This window comes from Methylobacterium mesophilicum SR1.6/6, from assembly GCF_000364445.2.
In the GTDB taxonomy this organism is placed as follows: domain Bacteria; phylum Pseudomonadota; class Alphaproteobacteria; order Rhizobiales; family Beijerinckiaceae; genus Methylobacterium; species Methylobacterium mesophilicum_A.
Window position 1 is genome coordinate 5,234,593 of record NZ_CP043538.1, and the last position, 15,957, is coordinate 5,250,549.

19 protein-coding genes are annotated in these 15,957 nt (G+C 70.2%); 15 read left to right on the top strand and 4 right to left on the bottom strand.

The genetic code is table 11. From position 1 onward, the window contains the following. Positions 1–96: 96 nt before the first annotated feature. From MMSR116_RS32065 to MMSR116_RS24820, 12 genes are all read left to right on the top strand, one after another. Complete coding sequence (locus MMSR116_RS32065; RefSeq protein ID WP_244625704.1) at positions 97–906, top strand: DUF3341 domain-containing protein; 810 nt, start codon at positions 97–99, stop codon at positions 904–906. Then, on the top strand, positions 903–1,448 hold the full coding sequence (locus tag MMSR116_RS24770; RefSeq protein WP_010685549.1) for a c-type cytochrome: 546 nt from the start codon (positions 903–905) through the stop codon (positions 1,446–1,448). Before MMSR116_RS32065 ends, MMSR116_RS24770 begins: the two co-directional genes overlap by 4 nt. Further along, on the top strand, positions 1,445–2,515 hold the full coding sequence (locus tag MMSR116_RS24775; protein ID WP_010685550.1) for a hypothetical protein: 1,071 nt from the start codon (positions 1,445–1,447) through the stop codon (positions 2,513–2,515). The genes MMSR116_RS24770 and MMSR116_RS24775 overlap by 4 nt, the downstream gene beginning before the upstream one ends. Further along, the gene (locus tag MMSR116_RS24780) at positions 2,512–3,000 is read left to right on the top strand and encodes a hypothetical protein (RefSeq protein WP_010685551.1); all 489 of its coding nucleotides are present in this window, start codon (positions 2,512–2,514) and stop codon (positions 2,998–3,000) included. The genes MMSR116_RS24775 and MMSR116_RS24780 overlap by 4 nt, the downstream gene beginning before the upstream one ends. A 331-nt stretch (positions 3,001–3,331) precedes the next feature. Then, entirely contained in the window at positions 3,332–3,976 is a 645-nt protein-coding gene (locus MMSR116_RS24785; protein WP_244625528.1) for a c-type cytochrome, read from the top strand. After that, the gene (locus MMSR116_RS24790) at positions 3,973–5,649 is read left to right on the top strand and encodes a cytochrome c oxidase subunit I (protein WP_010685553.1); all 1,677 of its coding nucleotides are present in this window, start codon (positions 3,973–3,975) and stop codon (positions 5,647–5,649) included. The genes MMSR116_RS24785 and MMSR116_RS24790 overlap by 4 nt, the downstream gene beginning before the upstream one ends. Next, complete coding sequence (locus MMSR116_RS24795) at positions 5,646–6,305, top strand: cytochrome c oxidase subunit 3 (protein ID WP_010685554.1); 660 nt, start codon at positions 5,646–5,648, stop codon at positions 6,303–6,305. The genes MMSR116_RS24790 and MMSR116_RS24795 overlap by 4 nt, the downstream gene beginning before the upstream one ends. A 1-nt stretch (position 6,306) precedes the next feature. Next, positions 6,307–6,618, top strand: a complete 312-nt coding sequence (locus MMSR116_RS24800; RefSeq protein ID WP_010685555.1) for a hypothetical protein — start codon at positions 6,307–6,309, stop codon at positions 6,616–6,618. 78 nt (positions 6,619–6,696) lie between these two features. Then, positions 6,697–7,482: a class II glutamine amidotransferase gene (locus tag MMSR116_RS24805; protein WP_010685556.1), complete on the top strand. Its 786-nt coding sequence runs from the start codon at positions 6,697–6,699 to the stop codon at positions 7,480–7,482. A 163-nt stretch (positions 7,483–7,645) separates the two neighbouring features. After that, entirely contained in the window at positions 7,646–8,386 is a 741-nt protein-coding gene (locus tag MMSR116_RS24810) for a NepR family anti-sigma factor (protein WP_010685557.1), read from the top strand. Between the two features lie 150 nt (positions 8,387–8,536). Continuing rightward, positions 8,537–8,950 (top strand): DUF1236 domain-containing protein, encoded by a 414-nt coding sequence (locus tag MMSR116_RS24815; protein ID WP_010685558.1) that lies wholly within the window; start codon positions 8,537–8,539, stop codon positions 8,948–8,950. A 145-nt stretch (positions 8,951–9,095) separates the two neighbouring features. After that, positions 9,096–9,368: a hypothetical protein gene (locus MMSR116_RS24820; RefSeq protein ID WP_010685559.1), complete on the top strand. Its 273-nt coding sequence runs from the start codon at positions 9,096–9,098 to the stop codon at positions 9,366–9,368. A 4-nt stretch (positions 9,369–9,372) separates the two neighbouring features. Here MMSR116_RS24820 and mscL read toward each other — a convergent pair whose 3' ends face one another. From mscL to MMSR116_RS24835, 3 genes are all read right to left on the bottom strand, one after another. Beyond that, complete coding sequence (gene mscL / locus MMSR116_RS24825; RefSeq protein ID WP_010685560.1) at positions 9,373–9,792, bottom strand: large conductance mechanosensitive channel protein MscL; 420 nt, start codon at positions 9,790–9,792, stop codon at positions 9,373–9,375. Positions 9,793–9,988: 196 nt separating this feature from the next. Then, on the bottom strand, positions 9,989–10,876 hold the full coding sequence (locus tag MMSR116_RS24830) for a CDP-alcohol phosphatidyltransferase family protein (RefSeq protein ID WP_010685561.1): 888 nt from the start codon (positions 10,874–10,876) through the stop codon (positions 9,989–9,991). Positions 10,877–10,884: 8 nt separating this feature from the next. Next, on the bottom strand, positions 10,885–11,595 hold the full coding sequence (locus tag MMSR116_RS24835; protein WP_010685562.1) for a phosphatidylserine decarboxylase: 711 nt from the start codon (positions 11,593–11,595) through the stop codon (positions 10,885–10,887). 812 nt (positions 11,596–12,407) lie between these two features. On the opposite strand from MMSR116_RS24835, the gene MMSR116_RS24840 reads away from it, so the two are divergent. The 3 genes from MMSR116_RS24840 (at position 12,408) to MMSR116_RS24850 (ending at position 13,970) form a co-directional block, all read left to right on the top strand. Further along, positions 12,408–13,313, top strand: a complete 906-nt coding sequence (locus MMSR116_RS24840; RefSeq protein WP_010685563.1) for an NAD(P)-dependent oxidoreductase — start codon at positions 12,408–12,410, stop codon at positions 13,311–13,313. A 67-nt stretch (positions 13,314–13,380) separates the two neighbouring features. Continuing rightward, positions 13,381–13,671: a type II toxin-antitoxin system RelE/ParE family toxin gene (locus MMSR116_RS24845; protein WP_010685564.1), complete on the top strand. Its 291-nt coding sequence runs from the start codon at positions 13,381–13,383 to the stop codon at positions 13,669–13,671. A gap of 2 nt (positions 13,672–13,673) precedes the next feature. Next, positions 13,674–13,970 carry an addiction module antidote protein gene (locus MMSR116_RS24850; protein ID WP_010685565.1) on the top strand — a complete coding sequence of 99 codons (297 nt, stop codon included), beginning with the start codon at positions 13,674–13,676 and terminating at the stop codon, positions 13,968–13,970. Between the two features lie 19 nt (positions 13,971–13,989). On the opposite strand, the gene MMSR116_RS24855 is transcribed toward MMSR116_RS24850, so the two are convergent. Next, positions 13,990–15,912: an ABCB family ABC transporter ATP-binding protein/permease gene (locus MMSR116_RS24855; protein ID WP_010685566.1), complete on the bottom strand. Its 1,923-nt coding sequence runs from the start codon at positions 15,910–15,912 to the stop codon at positions 13,990–13,992. Positions 15,913–15,957: the final 45 nt, after the last annotated feature.

A 15,957-nucleotide genomic window follows, 5' to 3' on the forward strand; every position in this document is an offset into this window, starting at 1 on the left:
GCCCAGATCCTGTGGTCGGCGCGCGCCCGGACGGCGCCGCTCGCCATCGCGGCGGTGGGCCTGCTCGTGGCCGTCGGCGCCTACGCCGACCACGTCATGGTCCTGGTCGTCACCCTGACGCAGGATTTTCTGCCGTCCTCGAAGCTCCCCTACTCGACGGACGTGTGGGGCATCGCCACCTTCGCGGGCTCGGTCGGCCTGTTCCTCACCCTGCTGCTCCTGTTCCTGCGCTACCTCCCGGCCGTCTCGATCGTCGAGAGCCGCCGCCTTGCCCTCGCGGAGGCTCCGGCCGCGCGGGAAGCCGCCCGCGAGGCTTCGTCCCGGGCCGCCGCCCGACCGGAGGAGAAACCGGTCGCCGCCCCCCTGTGGGGCGTGTCCGCCACCTTCTCGAGCCAGGGCGACCTCGCCGCCGCCCTCCAGGCGCTCTCGGGCATCAGCTCGGATCATGTCCATCTCGATGGCCATGGGCCGGTGCCGATGCCCCGAACCCTGCGGGCGCTGGGCCACGAAGGCCGCTCGATCCTGCCCTACGCGCTGGCTGGAGCGCTGCTCGGCGGCGCAGGCTTCTTCGCGATGTGCGTGTACGCCACGGCCTACGACTACGTGTTCCTGATCGGCGGCCGCCCGCGCCTCTCCTGGCCCTCGTTCGTGGTGCCGAGCATCTCCTTCGCGATGATGGCGGGCTGCGTAGCGATCCACCTCGCGCTGCTGGTGCTCAATCGCCTGCCGCGGCTGAACCATCCGGCCTTCAATATTCCGGGCTTCCTGCGCGCCTCCGAAGACCGATTCTTCCTCTCGGCGGAGGCGCGCGGCGACCGGTTCGACGCGGCCCGGATCGAGCGGCGGCTCGCCAGCCTGCCGGCCGAGGCCGGACGTCCCCTTGAGATCCGGCGGATCCCGCGATGAGGATCGCCCGTCTCCGCACCGGGCTGCTCATTCTCCTCGTCCTGGCGCCCCTGGCGGCCTGCGGCGAGGCTGACATGGCCGATCAGGCCCGGGCCAAGACCTGGGACAAGAATCCGTTCTTCCCCCGGGACATCACCATGCGCCAGCCGGTGGCCGGAACGGTGCCCCGCAGCGATCCCGCGCAGCCCATGCCCCAGCCGAAGACCATCAGCCGGGACCTGCTCGACCGCGGCCGGCAGCGCTACACGGTGTTCTGCACGCCCTGCCACGGCCAGGATGGGCGCGGCGCCGGCATGATCGTGGCGCGCGGCTTCCCGCATGCCGGCGACCTGACGGGCGAGGCCCTGCGCAGGACCTCCGCGGCCGACCTCTACGACGCGATCTCGAACGGCCGGAAGGCGATGTTCGGCATGGCGCAGATGATTCCGTCGGCCGACCGCTGGGCGATCGTGGCCTATGTCCGCGCCCTTCAGCTCAGCCAGGACGCTCCGGTCGCCAGTCTCCCGGCAGAAGACCGGGCGCGATTGGAGGCGGCACGATGAGCCGTCCCGCCCGCCCCATGCTCCTCGGGTTCGCCGGCTTCGCGCTCCTGGCCCTCTGCCTGCTGGCGGGCGGCGTGCGCGGCGCGGCGGCCTCGTACCTCGCCGGATGGCTCGTCCTCGTCGCCCTGCCGGTGGGCGCCCTGCCGGTGGTCATCGTGGCCGAGCGTTTCGGCCGCCGCGTGCGGGCGCGCGGCGGTGTCGAGATGCTGGCGGGTCTGCGGCGCCTCATGGCGCTGATGCCGGTGGCCGCCACCCTCGGGGTGCCGCTGCTCGCCGCCGCGCCGGTGCTCTACCCCTGGGCGAAGGCGCCGGCGCATACGCCGCTCGCGGCCCTCTGGTTCACGACGCCGTTCTTCGTGGCCCGGGTTGTCGTCTACCTCGCCGCCTGGACCTGGCTGGCGCTGCGCTTCGCCCGGCCCTTCGACGCACCCGGCGAGGGCCGCACCGTCCCGGCTGTGGGCCTCCACGCGGTGGTCGGTACCCTGTTCGTCACCGACGTGATCGCGTCCCTGGACCCGCGTCTCGATTCCGCGCTGCTGGGCCTCCTGATCATGACCGCCTGGAGCGGCCTCGCCTTCGCGGCGGCGATCCTGCTCGCCTGGGAGGAGCCGGAGCCGGTGGGCCGCGGCCGCACCGCGCCGGGGCGCGGCCGGTTGGTGCCGCTGGTGGTGCTGCTCGGGCTGTGGGCCTACCTGCACTTCGTGCAGTTCCTGATCGTGTGGTCGGCGAACCTGCCGCCGGAGGTATCGTGGTATTTCGCCCGCGGCGGCTGGCTCGGGCGGACACTCTCGATCGTGGCCGGCGCCGTCGTGGTGCTCGCCGGTCTGGCGACCCTGCGGCCCGGTCGCCCGACCACGCGGATCCTGGCGGGCGCGGCGCTCGCGGTGCACGCCCTGGAGATGTTCTGGCTGGTCACCCCGGCGCTGCGCGACCGGTTCGTGCTGCGGCCGAGCGACGTGCTGGCCGCCTGCGCGGTGGCCTGCCTCGCCGCCGCCCTGCGCCTCATGCTGCGTCCAGGGGCCGACCGGGCCGCGGCGGCAGCCCGCCGCTCCGGGAGGCCGGCATGAGGCCGGGCGGTCCCTCCGGCCTGATCCCGGCCATCCTCGCGGGCCTGACCCTGCGCGGCAGCGGCCTGCTGAACGGACGCCCGCAGCGTCCGGCCGCCAACACCCAGCGCGATCCGGATGACCCGGGGCATGAGGTGCGCGACGTCAACGTCCGCAACACGGCCCTGGTCATGGCCGGTCTCGCGCTCACGGCCCTGGCGGTCGTCGGCACGATGATCTGGCTGATGGGCAGCTTCGCGGCGAGTCAGCGCCGGGCGCTCCCCGCGCTCACGCCCCAGCAGACGGCGCGGCTCACACCGCCGCCGCCGAACCTTCAGCCGGACCCCTACGCCGACCTCGACCGGGAGCGGGCGGCGACCGAGGGGCACCTCGCCGGCTACGGCTACCGGGATACGTCTCGTACCCGCGCCCGGATCCCGATCGGGCGCGCCATGGACCTGACCGTCGGCCACTCCCTCGATCCGGCGGAGCCCGCACCGCGATGACGCCGAGCCACGATTCCCTCCAACTCTGGCCCGCCGCGGTCTCGGCCGTCGCGACCGAGACCGATTGGCTCATCCTGGCCTTCACGGTGCTGACGCTGCTGCTGACCGTGCCGGTCTTCGTGGCGATCACCTATTTCGCCCTGCGCTACCGCGAGGGCTCCGAGGCGGACCGGAGCCCGTCGGGCATCCGCTCCAACCTCATCGAGATCAGCTGGATGCTGATCCCGTTCCTGCTGACGCTGATCTTCTTCGTCTGGGGGGCGCGGCTCTTCGTCGAGTCGAAGAACCCGCCCCCGACGCCATGGTGGTCGAGGCGGTCGGCCGACAGTGGATGTGGAAGTTCCAGCATCCCACCGGTCAGTCCGAGATCAACGACCTGCATCTCCCGATCGGCCAACCGGTCCGTCTGCGCATCATCAGCCAGGACGTCATCCACGCCCTCTACCTGCCGGCGGTGCGGATGCAGGTCGCCGCCCTGCCCGACCGCTATACCGATCTGTGGTTCAAGGCGGACAAGACCGGCACCTACCATCTCTACTGCTCCGAGTATTGCGGCACCGACCATTCCGTGATGGGCGGCGAGGTCACCTTCATGAACCCCGGCGACTATCAGGACTGGCTGACCCACGCGGGCGCCCAGCAGGGCAAGGTCGCGGCCGGCCGCGCCCTTTACGAGGCCTATGGCTGCGCCGGCTGCCACGAGCCCGGCTCGTCCGTGAAGGCGCCCAGCCTCGCGGGCCTGTACGGATCGCAGGTGAGGCTCGCCGACGGCCGCACCGTCACGGCGGATGAAGGGTGGATGCGCGAAAAAATCCTGAACCCGAACGGCGACCGTCTTGCCGGAGGGGGCAAGCAGGTCATGCCGAGCTTCGCCGGCCGGATCCCGGCGGACGAACTCGCGACCGTGATCGAGTTCCTGAAATCCTATCCGACTGCCAAGGCCGCGGACGCGACGCCGGCGGGGGCGACACGATGAGCGCATCGGGCAGCATCGGCGGCACCGCCCGCCGGGAACCCCACGCCCCGGAATCGACGATCGGGCGCAAGGCGGACTACCTGCACGCGGAATCGACCCTGCGCTCGTGGTTCCTCGCCACCGACCACAAGCGCATCGCAATCCTCTACCTCGTCTCGATCACCGGATTCTTCGTCATCGGGGCCCTGGCGGCCGGCGTGGTGCGCCTCGCGCTCGTGGTGCCGAACGGCGCGATCATGACAAACGACACCTACAACAAGGCCTTCACCATCCACGGCGTGGTGATGGTGTGGTTCTTCCTGATCCCGTCGATCCCCGCGACCTTCGGCAACTTCCTGATCCCACTGATGATCGGAGCCAAGGACCTCGCCTTCCCGAAGCTCAACCTGACGAGCTGGTACGTGTTCATGGCGGGCGCCCTGTTCACCCTGGTCTCAGTCGTGCTCGGCGGCGTCGACACCGGCTGGACCTTCTACGCGCCGCTCTCGACGGCCTTCTCGAACACCTGGGTCCTGCCGGCGCTGATCGGGGTGACCATCGTGGGCTTCTCGTCGATCCTGACGGGGCTCAACTTCGTGGTCACGATCCACACCATGCGGGCGCCCGGCATGACGTGGTTCAAGCTCCCCATCTTCGTCTGGGCGCACTACGCCACGAGCCTGATTTTTCTGCTCGCCACACCCGTCATCACGACCGCGCTGATCCTGCTGATCGCAGAGCGCGCCTTCCATATCGGCGTGTTCGACCCGGCCTATGGCGGCGACCCGGTGCTGTTCCAGCACCTGTTCTGGTTCTACTCGCACCCGGCCGTGTACATCATGGTCCTGCCCGGCATGGGAGTGATCTCCGAGATCGTCCCGGCCTTCGCGCAGAAGAAGCTGTTCGGCTACCGCTTCGTCGCCTACGCGTCGATCGGGCTCGCCTCGGTGACCTTCTTCGTCTGGGGCCACCACATGTTCGTCAACGGCCAGAGCGACCTGGCCTCGCTGGTGTTCTCCGCCCTGTCCTTCGCGGTGGCGGTGCCCTCGGCCGTGAAGGTCTACAATTGGACCGCCACGATCCATAAGGGCAGCCTGCGCCTCGACACGCCGATGCTCTACGCGATGGGCTATATCGGCCTGTTCGTCCTCGGCGGGCTCACCGGCCTCTACCTCGCGACGCTCGCCATCAACCAGCACATCCACGCGACCTACTTCGTGGTCGCGCATTTCCACTACATCATGGTCGGCGGTACCGTGCTGGCGTTCCTCGGCGGCCTGCACTTCTGGTGGCCCAAATTCACCGGCCGGATGTACAGCGAGCCCTGGGGCCGGGTCTCGGCGCTGCTGATCTTCCTCGGCTTCAACGTGACCTTCTTCCCGCAGTTCATCCTGGGCTATCTCGGGATGCCGCGACGCTACGCGACCTACCCGGCCGAGTTCCAGCTCCTCAACGTGCTCTCGTCCGCCGGCGCCACGATCCTGGCGGCCGGCTACCTCTTCCCGATGCTGTACCTCGTCTATTCCCTGTGGTTCGGGCGAAAGGCCCCCGCCAACCCGTGGAACGCCAAGGGGCTCGAGTGGGAGACCTCGTCGCCGCCTCCAACCCACAACTTCCTCACGCCGCCGGAGGTGCCGCGCATCCCCTACGACTACCCGATCCAGGCCCAGGAATCCCGGGACCAGCACGGATGAGTGCGCCGCTCGCCGACGGCGTCGGGGTCGCCCGCGCCCATCATTTCGAGAGCGTGACCCAGCAGCGCCAAGCCGCGACGCTCGGCATCTGGGCGTGGCTGATCACCGAGCTGCTGTTGTTCTCGGCCCTGTTCCTGGTGGCACTGATCACCCGGATCCTGCACCCCGAGGCGACGGTCGCGGCGGCCAAGCACCTCAAGTTCTGGATCGGCGCCACCAACACCGTGGTGCTGATCTGCTCCAGCCTGACCATGTCGATGGCGATCGAATTCTCGCGGATGGGCTGGCAGCGCGCCATGGTCCGGGCGATGCTGGCGACGGCGGCACTGGGCAGCCTGTTCCTCGTGCTCAAGGGCTACGAGTACTATGCCGACTGGGCCGAGCACATGATGCCGTTCCTCAGCGACCGGCCCTTCGCGCTGGCCGAGACGCCGGCCGCGCGGCTGTTCGTCAACCTCTATTACGTCGCCACGCTGCTCCACGCGCTGCACCTGTTCACCGGCATCGCGCTCCTGCTCGGCATGACCTGGCTGGCCGCGAAGGCCGGGTTCCTGTCGCGGCACCAGAACTGGATCGAGGTCTACGGCCTGTACTGGCACTTCATCGACCTCGTCTGGATCCTGGCCTTCCCGATCCTCTACGTGGTGAACCGGTAGGATGCGGAACCCCCTCGCGCCCCTGAGCACCGACGACCGCGCCCTGCTCCGCAAACGTCTCCGCACGCCGCTGCTCACCTTCCTGGCGCTGCTCGGCCTGCTCGCCGTCAACGTCACCCTCGGCGCCACCCTCCCCTTCGCGCAGGTCTGGATCGTCGAACTCGCCGTCGTCGCCGTGATGGTGGCGCTGATCCTCCTCGTCTCCATGGAGGTGATCCACGAGCCGCCGCTGATCCGGCTGTTCTCGGGGCTCGGCTTCTTCTGGGTCGCCATCATGGTCGGCATGACGCTCACCGACTATCTGGCGCGCTGATCCGCGCGAAAGCCGTTGTCGGGACGGCCGAACACTCCTAAACGTCGCCGCTTCCCCGCATGGCCCGGCTGAAAGACGATGTGCGAACTGCTCGGCATGAGCGCCAACGTGCCGACCGACATCCGCTTCTCCTTCGCGGGCCTGGCCCGGCGCGGCGGCGAGACCGGGCCGCATGCCGACGGCTGGGGCATCAGCTTCTACGACGGCCGCACCTGCCGCAGCTTCCACGAGCCGGAGCCGAGCGCCCGCTCGCAGCTCGCCCGGCTGCTCCGCGACATGCCGATCAAGAGCCGGATCGTCGTCGCCCATGTCCGCAAGGCCAATCGCGGCCGGGTCAGCCTGGAGAACACCCACCCGTTCTCCCGGGAATTGTGGGGCCGCCGCTGGACCTTCGCGCATAACGGCCAGCTCAAGGGCGTGAAGAAGCTGCCGCTCGGCGGCTTCATGCCGATCGGCTCCACCGACAGCGAGCACGCCTTCTGCTGGATGCTCGGCCGGCTCCAGGCCCGGTTCCGCGCCCTGCCCCGCCCCGAGACCCTCGACCGGGCCGTGGCCGACCTCGCGGCCGAGCTGCACGCGCTCGGCGTGTTCAACATGCTGCTCACCGACAGCCGCACCCTCTACGCCCATTGCGGCAAGCGCCTCTGCTACCTGACCCGCTGCGCCCCCTTCGGCAAGGCCACCCTGATCGACGAGGACTGGCAGGTCGACTTCGCGCAGGAGACCACCGAGCACGACGTGGTGACGGTCATCGCCACCCAGCCCCTCACCCGGGACGAGTGCTGGACCGACCTCGCCCGCGGCGACGTCCTGACGCTCCGGGACGGGGCGATCCGCCTTTTGAGACCGGCAAACTTAGCTTAAGTGTAGTTTGCCCGAGGGTGCATGCCCGCGCCCGATGCGTTAGAACCCCGGTAACAGGAGCGCACCGGCCGGACTTCGCCGCGAGTTCAAGCCGCCAAGCGCCCCGCCTCGACCCACTCGGGACCACAGGTCGAGCCACGATGAGCTGACGAGTGCGACACGCATGACCCGCGACGACACCGACACCGTCCTGTCCCAGGAGGACGGGACGCGGGATGGCCGCCCGAACCTGGCCCCCGGCATCCGCACGCATCTCGGAGAGCACCTGCGCACCGTCTACGAGCGGATCGGCGAGGAGACCCTGCCGTCCCGCTTCGCCGAGCTGATCGAGAAGCTCGAGACGGCGCTCCGGGCCCGGGGCGAGGCGATCGAGCCGGAATTCCGCAACGGCCTTCTCGCCGCGGTGCCGTCGCTGCGCGCCTTCGCGCTGTCGCTGACGTCGAACCCGGCCCGGTCCGACGACCTCGTCCAGGACACCCTGCTGAAGGGCTGGCAGCACCGCGCGCGGTTCCAGCCGGGGACCAACCTGAACGCGTGGCTGTTCACGATCCTGCGCAACATCTTCTACTCGGATCACCGCAAGCGGGTCCGCGAGGTCGAGGATCAGGACGGGTCCTACGCGGCCCGCCTCGCCACCGCCCCGCACCAGGGCGACCGGCTCGACGTCGAGGACCTGCAATCGGCGCTGGCCAAGCTGCCGCCGGACCAGCGCGAGGCCCTGGTCCTCGTCGGCGCGGAGGGCGTCTCCTACGAGGAGGCTGCGGCCATCATGGGCTGCAAGGTCGGCACCGTGAAGAGCCGGGTCAGCCGCGCCCGCGGCCGGCTCGCGGAACTCCTCGGCTACGACGAGGAGGATCTCGGCTCCGACCGGTTCATCCAGTCGGCGATGCCCAAGGACGCGTGAGAGCACGCGTAAGGAGACCGTCAAGGACGGCACCGCCCTCGGTCCGCCGCGCCGCAAAAAGGCATGCATCCGAATCCGGGGATCGGGCGTTACCGGCCCGAGCTTCGCCGCGTCCCTGCGGCGGAACACCACGGAACGGAGCAAGCCCGTATGACCTTCAAGACCCTCATCGCCGCCTCGGCCCTCGCCCTGTCGCTGCCGCTGGCCGCCCAGGCCCAGGGCACGATCCCGGGTGCCGAGCGCGGCGCGGCCGCGGGTGCCGATGCGGCCGGCCCGATCGGCGGGATCGTCGGCGGCGCCGTCGGCGCGGCCACCGGCACGGTGGGCGGCATCCTCGGCGTCGACATGGCCCCGCGCTTCCGCAGCTACGTCCGCGAGCGCAACGTCCGCTCCTACGATTACGACGGCCGCGTCGCTGTCGGCACCACCCTGCCGGCGTCGGGCGTGACCTACTACGACGTGCCGAACGAGTACCGCGTGCAGCCGGGCTACCGCTACACCGTGGTGAATGACCGTCCGGTGCTGGTCGATCGCGGCCACCGCATCGTCGAGGTCATCGACTGAGGCGCGGATACCACGTCCCGGGCCGGCCAAGCGCCGGCCCAAGCGCCCCCGGAGCTCGCTCCGGGGGCAGCCCCATCGCGGCGGCCGCCGGCGCAACGCTTCATCCGTCCGGCCGTTGATAGGCGGTTCGACCCGTGAGGCGATCATGAGCGACACTCCCACCGACCCGAATGCCACCTTGCCGGAGCCGGTGCGCGACCATCTCGGCCAGCAGCTGCGCAGCGTCATCCCGGTCGGGTCCGACAAGCCGCGCTTCCTCGGCGACGACCCGGTGCCGGAGGTGTTCGAGCCGCAGATCCGGCGCCTCGAGACGCGGCTGAAGACCCACGAGGAAGGCACCGGCGCCGTGGGCCAGGCCCTCGATCAGATCCTCGATGCCTTCGGCGTCAAGCCGGAGGACGACACGCGCGCGGGCTGAGGCGTCAGACCCGCGGCTTCGTCGCCAGGATATCGCGGATCTCGGTCAGGACCTTCACGTCGGCCGGCACCTCGTCGGGCTTCTTGGCCTCGGCGGTCTGCAGACGATTCATCGCCCGGATGACCAGGAACAGCACGAAGGCGACGATCAGGAAGTTCAGCGTCAGGGTCAGGAACTGCCCGTAGCCGATGACGGCGCCCTGCTTCTTCGCGTCCACGTAGGGCAGGCCGGCCTGCACCTTGGACGAGAGCGGGATGTAGTAGTTCGAGAAATCGAGCCCGCCCGTGACCGCGCCGATCACCGGCATGAAGATGTCCTGCACGGCCGAGTTGACGATGGCCCCGAAGGCCGCGCCGATGATCACGCCCACCGCGAGATCGACGACGTTCCCCCGCAGCGCGAATTTTTTGAATTCCTCGAGCATCCGCCAGCCCCCCGCCGCACGCTGCCAAGGTAGGGGAGGATTCCGCGTCGGCCAGCATCGAAGGCCGTGTTTGGCCGCCCGGATTCATCCCCGCCGTGCCTGGAGCCTGCAAACCCGACCCGCGCCCGCATCCTGACGCGCCGGAGCGCGGTGGAGGCCTCGAAGGAGACCTCCTTCGAGGCTGCTGCGCAGCACCTCAGGATGAGGGGGTCCGATTGGAGGGGCCGACGGACAGGCTCTCATCCGATCCGGCCGGGATTCCGACGGCGGGCCGCTCCCCGGCCGCGGTCGCCAGCTCCGCCTTCACCCGGCGGCGGTACTGCGCCGCCACAACCGGAATGGTCAGCAGGTACCCGCCGCTCACCGCCACCAAGGCTTCGAAGGGATAGCTGATCAGGATGCCGAAGGCCGCGACCCCGAACAGGAAGATCGGCAGGACGAGGCTGCGCGGCACCCGCTTGCCCATGGTCTTGCCCGAGTAGGTCGGGACCGTGGAGACCACCATGAGGGCGATGCACAGCACGTAGATCAGCACCGCGGGCGCCGCCCAGGTCTCGACGCCGAAGCCCAGGAAGTGCAGGTAGAGCGGCAGCATCGCGGTGAGCGCGCCCGCGGGCGCCGGCATGCCGACGAAGAAGTCCTTCTTCCATTCCGGCCGGTTCGGGTCGTCCAGCATGGCGTTGAATCGGGCGAGCCGCAGCGCCATGGCGATGGCGAAGATCAGCGCCACGATCCAGCCCAGCGACTTCAGGTGGAACAGCACGAAGCCGTAGAGGATCAGCGCCGGGGCGCAGCCGAAATTGACGAAGTCGGCGAGCGAATCGAGTTCCGCCCCGAAGCGCGAGGTGCCCTTGAGCAGCCGCGCGACCCGCCCGTCGATGCCGTCGAGGACGCCCGCCACGACCACGGCGATGACCGCGGGCTCGAACTTGCCCTCGAAGGCGAGGCGGATCGCCGTGAGCCCGAGGCAGAGCGCCATCAGGGTGATCATGTTGGGCGCGATCATCCGGAACGGCACCGGCTTGAACCGGCGCGGGCGCGGCTCGTTCGGATCGGGCGCGAAGGGCGGGAAGAGCTCGTCCATGGCCGCCTCTAGATCCGCTTGAAGACCCGGTCCGGTCCGCCGCCGAGATCGGCCAGCACGGTCTCGCCGGCCACCGCCTTCTGGCCGAGGCCGACCAGCACGGTGGACCCCGCCGGCAGGTAGACGTCCACCCGCGAGCCGAAGCGGATCAGGCCGAACCGCTCGCCGACGCCGAGCACGTCGCCCGCCGACACGAATCCGACGATGCGCCGGGCCACGAGGCCGGCGATCTGCACCACGCCGACGCGCTTCGGCGCGCCGCCATGGCTCGTCTCGATCACCATGCCGTTGCGCTCGTTGTCGTCGCTCGCCTTGTCGAGCTCGGCGTTGAGGAACAGGCCGGGCGTGTAGTGGATCTGGCCGATCCTCCCCGAGACCGGCACGCGGTTCACGTGGCAGTCGAACACGTTCATGAACACCGAGACCCGCAGGGTGGGCACCTGCGGCAGGTCGAGCTCGGGCGGCGGCAGAACGGTGGCGATGAGGTTCACGCGCCCGTCCGCGGGCGAGACCACGAGTCCGTCCGCCACGGGGGTGACCCGCTCGGGATCGCGGAAGAAGTAGCAGACCCAGAGGGTGAGGATCAGGAAGATCCAGCCGAAGAACTGGGAGAAGTAGCCGGCGAGCACCGTGAGCACGATGCCGATCAGGATGAAGGGATAGCCCTCCTTGTGGATCGGCACGAGCGTCCGGCGGATCGTCTCGATCAGGTCGGTCATTGCTTTTTCGGACTCATGGGGCCGCAGGGGCGGACAGGCGGATGGCAGTCCGCCGGGCCGCCGTCAACTTTTCGAAGGTCGCGGACCCGGCTCCTTCGCGGACGCGTGTCCTCGTCCCCACCCGCCGTTCGGCGCCGGGGGCATGGCCCAGGAAGCAACACGCGGGACGCGGGACGCCGCGGGAACCCAGGTGTCGGCCGTGTACGCGCGGGATCCGATCCCCGCGGCGCCCGCGGCAGCGGCCGGGCATCGCCCCCGATCGCGGCCGTCTTTCTCGTCGCGGTGTCTTGCCGACGTCCCGGTCCTGCGCCTCGCTGCCGGCGGTCTCGGACGAGGTGCACGCACCTCCGGAACCCGCCCTTCAGCGCCGTGGCCTTCCAGCCGTCCCCCGCCTCGTAGTGGGCGGGTCCGCAGGGAGCTTCGGGCACGCCCAGAGGCGGGTCGGCGCGGGGGCATTTCCTCACCCCGCCGGACCAAGGGCCGCCCGGTCTCACGCCCGCCTCCGAGACACGCCCCGTGCCGGTCCGCCGCCCGGGGCGATGGCGGCTGAGAGCCACCGACGCGGGCACCGCCCCGCCCGCGGACCCGCCCGGTCAGCCACCGGACAAGCCCCAGAACGGACGCCACAGGATCGCTCCCGAAGCGCCGCGGGCAGGTGCGGTCAGGAAGCACAAAATAGGAACATTGTCAAGGAAATCCTGGCTGCGCGCCGCGGCTAAGCCCGACCGCGATCCGGGAATTGATCGCCGCGCGCCGTCGGACGATCCTGGGACGGGCTGGCCGCTTCGGCACGGCCGCCAGGAGCTGCTTCCATGTCCACCCGCATCGCCCTTCTCGGCCTCGGCGCGATGGGGCATCCCATCGCCCGCAACCTCGCGGCCAAGCGCGGCTCCGAGGCCGAGACGATCGTCGCGGTGGATGCCGATCCGGCCCGTCTCGCCGGCCTCGACGCCCCCGGCCTCGTCGCCACCACGGACCCGGGCGCGATCGACGGCGCCGCGGTGCTGTTCCTGTGCCTGCCCAACGGCGACGTGGTCGAGGCGGCCCTGTTCGGCCCCGGCGGCGTCGCCGGGCGACTCGCCCCCGGGGCCGTCGTGGTCGATCTCAGCACCATCGCGCACGCCAAGGCGCTGGCGATCGGCCGGGCCCTGGAGGCGGCCGGGCGGCTGTTCGTGGATGCCCCCGTCTCCGGCGCGCCGGCCGGCGCCGAGGCCGGGACGCTCACCGTCATGTGCGGCGGCGCCGCCGGGACGGTGGCGCAGGTGCGACCGCTGCTGGAGCGGATCGGCACCAGCATCCTCCACATGGGGCCGGTGGGGTCGGGCCAGCTCACCAAGACGATCAACAACGTGCTCTACGACATCAACATCGCGGCGCTGGCCGAGGTGCTGCCCATGGCCGTTTCCATGGGGCTCGATCCCGCGCAGGTCGCCCAGGTGGTGACGACGGGGACGAGCCGGAGCTACGCGTCGCAGTACTTCGTGCCGCGCATCCTGCAGGGGCGCTTCGACGAGGGCTACCCGATGGGCGCGGCCTACAAGGATCTGGTCGCCGCGGCGGCGATCTCGGCCGAGCGCGGCGTCCCGATGCCGGTCACGGCGGCGGCCACCGCCACCTACCAGATCGCCCTGCGCCAGGGCCACGCCGACAAGGACAAGGGCGCGATGGTGCTGCCGTTTGAGGACTTGCTCAAGGTGCGGGTGCGGGCAGGCGAATAGGTGCTTCGTCGACGCGCCGGCTCAGCCACCCGGTTGCAACCTTGTCGTCATATGACTCCAAAATGGCGTGCCGCTGCTCCGCCGGACGCCGACCTATCAGAGCTGGATCGACGGCCTGCGGGACCGCCGCGCGGCTACGCGCGTCCTGGCGCGCGTCGCTCGTCTGGGCCTGGGCAACCCCGGCGACGTGAGGCCGGTCGGCGAAGGCGTTCGCGAGCTGCGGATCGATTACGGCCCCGGATACCGCGTCTACGACGTGCAACACGGCGAGGAGATCGTGATCCTGCTATGCGGTGGCGATAAGGGGTCTCGGAACCGCGACATCCGCGAGGCGAAACGGCTGGCGAAGGATCTCTGACGATGCCCCTCGAAACCCGTCCGTACGACACCGCCGAACACCTGCGGACGCCTGAGGATATCGTCCTCCACATCGAGGCCGTGCTGGAGGATGGCGATCCGGCCCTCGTCGCCGATGCGATCGGCGTCGTCGCGAGGGCGCGCGGCATGGCTCAGATCGCGCAGGAGACCGGCCGATCCCGCGAGCAGCTCTACCGGACTCTCTCGGAGAAGGGGAACCCGCAGCTCGACACGCTGATGGGCGTGCTCAAGGCCATCGGGTTACGCCTCAGCGTGAAGCCGATCGAGACCGAGGTCTGAGCCGGCGCCTGCCGACACCTTATTCCGCGGCCTCCGTCTCCGGCACCGCCGCATGCCCGGGCCGCGCCGGCAGCACCGGGGCGTCGGCCCGCTGGAGCACCTCCAGCGCCGCGTCGGCCTCCCGCTGGCGGTCCCAGAGCGCCGCGTAGACGCCGCCGGCCTCCAGCAGCTCGGCATGGGTGCCGCGCTCGACGATCCGGCCGTGGTCGAGCACCAGGATCGCGTCGGCGTTCACCACCGTGGACAGCCGGTGGGCGATCACCAGGGTGGTGCGGCCGCGGCTGACCCGGTCGAGCGCCGCCTGGATCTCGGCCTCTGTGAAGGAATCGAGCGCCGAGGTCGCCTCGTCGAGGACGAGGATCGGCGGCGCCTTGAGGATCGTGCGGGCGATGGCGACCCGCTGCTTCTCGCCCCCCGAGAGCTTCAGGCCCCGCTCGCCCACCGGCGTGTCGTAGCCCTCCGGCAGGCTCGATACGAACCGGTCGATCTGCGCGAGGCGGGCCGCCTCGCGCAGTTCCGCGTCGGTGGCGTCGGCGCGGCCGTAGCGGATGTTGTAGCCGATCGTGTCGTTGAACAGCACCGTGTCCTGCGGGACCATGCCGATCGCCGCCCGCAAGGACGCCTGCGTCACCGCGGCGATGTCCTGCCCGTCGATGCTGATCCGGCCGCCTTGCGGTTCGTAGAACCGGAACAGCAGCCGCGAGAGCGTCGACTTGCCGGCACCCGAGGGGCCGACCACCGCCACCGTCTGGCCCGCCGGGATCTCGAAGGAGACGCCCCGCAGGATCGGCCGCTCGGGATTGTAGGCGAAGCGCACGTCGTCGAACCGCACCGTGCCGCCCGCCACCCGGAGGGGTTCCGCGCCCGGGCGGTCGGCGATCTCGGGGTTCTGCCCGAGGATTCGGAACATGTCGTCGATGTCGATCAGCGCCTGTTTGATCTCCCGGTAGATCATGCCCATGAAGTTCAAGGGCATCGAGAGCTGCACCAGCATGGTGTTGGCCAGCACGAAGCCGCCGATCGTGGTGCGTCCGGCCAGGATGTCGCGCGCCGCGAGCCACATCACCACGGTCATGCCCAGCGTGAAGATCACCGCCTGCCCGGCATTGAGCACCGCCAGCGACACGTAGGTCTGCGTCGAGGCTCTTTCGTATTTCGCCATCGACTCGTCGTAGCGGGACGCCTCCCGGCGCTCCGCGCCGAAATACTTGACGGTCTCGAAGTTCAGCAGCGAGTCGACCGCCTTGGTGTTGGCGTCCGTGTCCGAGGCATTCATCCGGCGGCGAATGGCGATCCGCCACTCGGTCGCCTTGTAGGTGAAGGCCAGATAGGCCGCGACCGTCAGGAAGGCGGTCAGCGCGTAGGTCCAGTTGAACTCGTAGGCGAGCACGCCCAGCACCAGCACGAACTCGACGATGGTCGGCACCAGGGTCAGCACCATCAGGCGCGAGAGCTCCTCGATGCCGGCGCGGCCGCGCTCCAGCACGCGGGTGAGGCCGCCGGTCTTGCGCTCCAGGTGGAAGCGCAGGGACAGGCGGTGCATGTGCTCGAAGGTCTGGAGCGCGAGACGGCGCACCGCGTGCATCGCCACCTTGGCGAACAGACCGTCGCGCACCTGGGTGAGCGCCGACATGGCGATCCGCGAGACGCCGTAGACGGCGATCAGCAGCATCGGCGCGGCGAGCAGACCCGTGGGCACGGCTTCGTCCTTGCCGCCCACCGCCGCCACCAGCGCGTCGGTGATCCACTTGAAGGTGAACGGCGTCACCATGGTCACGAGCTTGGCGGCGAGCAGGAGGCCGAAGGCCAGGAAGACCCGGCGCTGCAGGTCAGGCCGGCCGTGGGGCCAGAGATGCGGCCAGAGCCGCCGGTAGGTGGCGATCAGGCCGGGGCGCTCGGCCGGAGCGGTCGGCCCGGCCGGGGGCGCGGTGTCGTCGGTCATGGGGGTTCTGTGAGGAGGCGTATCGCGAGACCTGCATATAGGCGG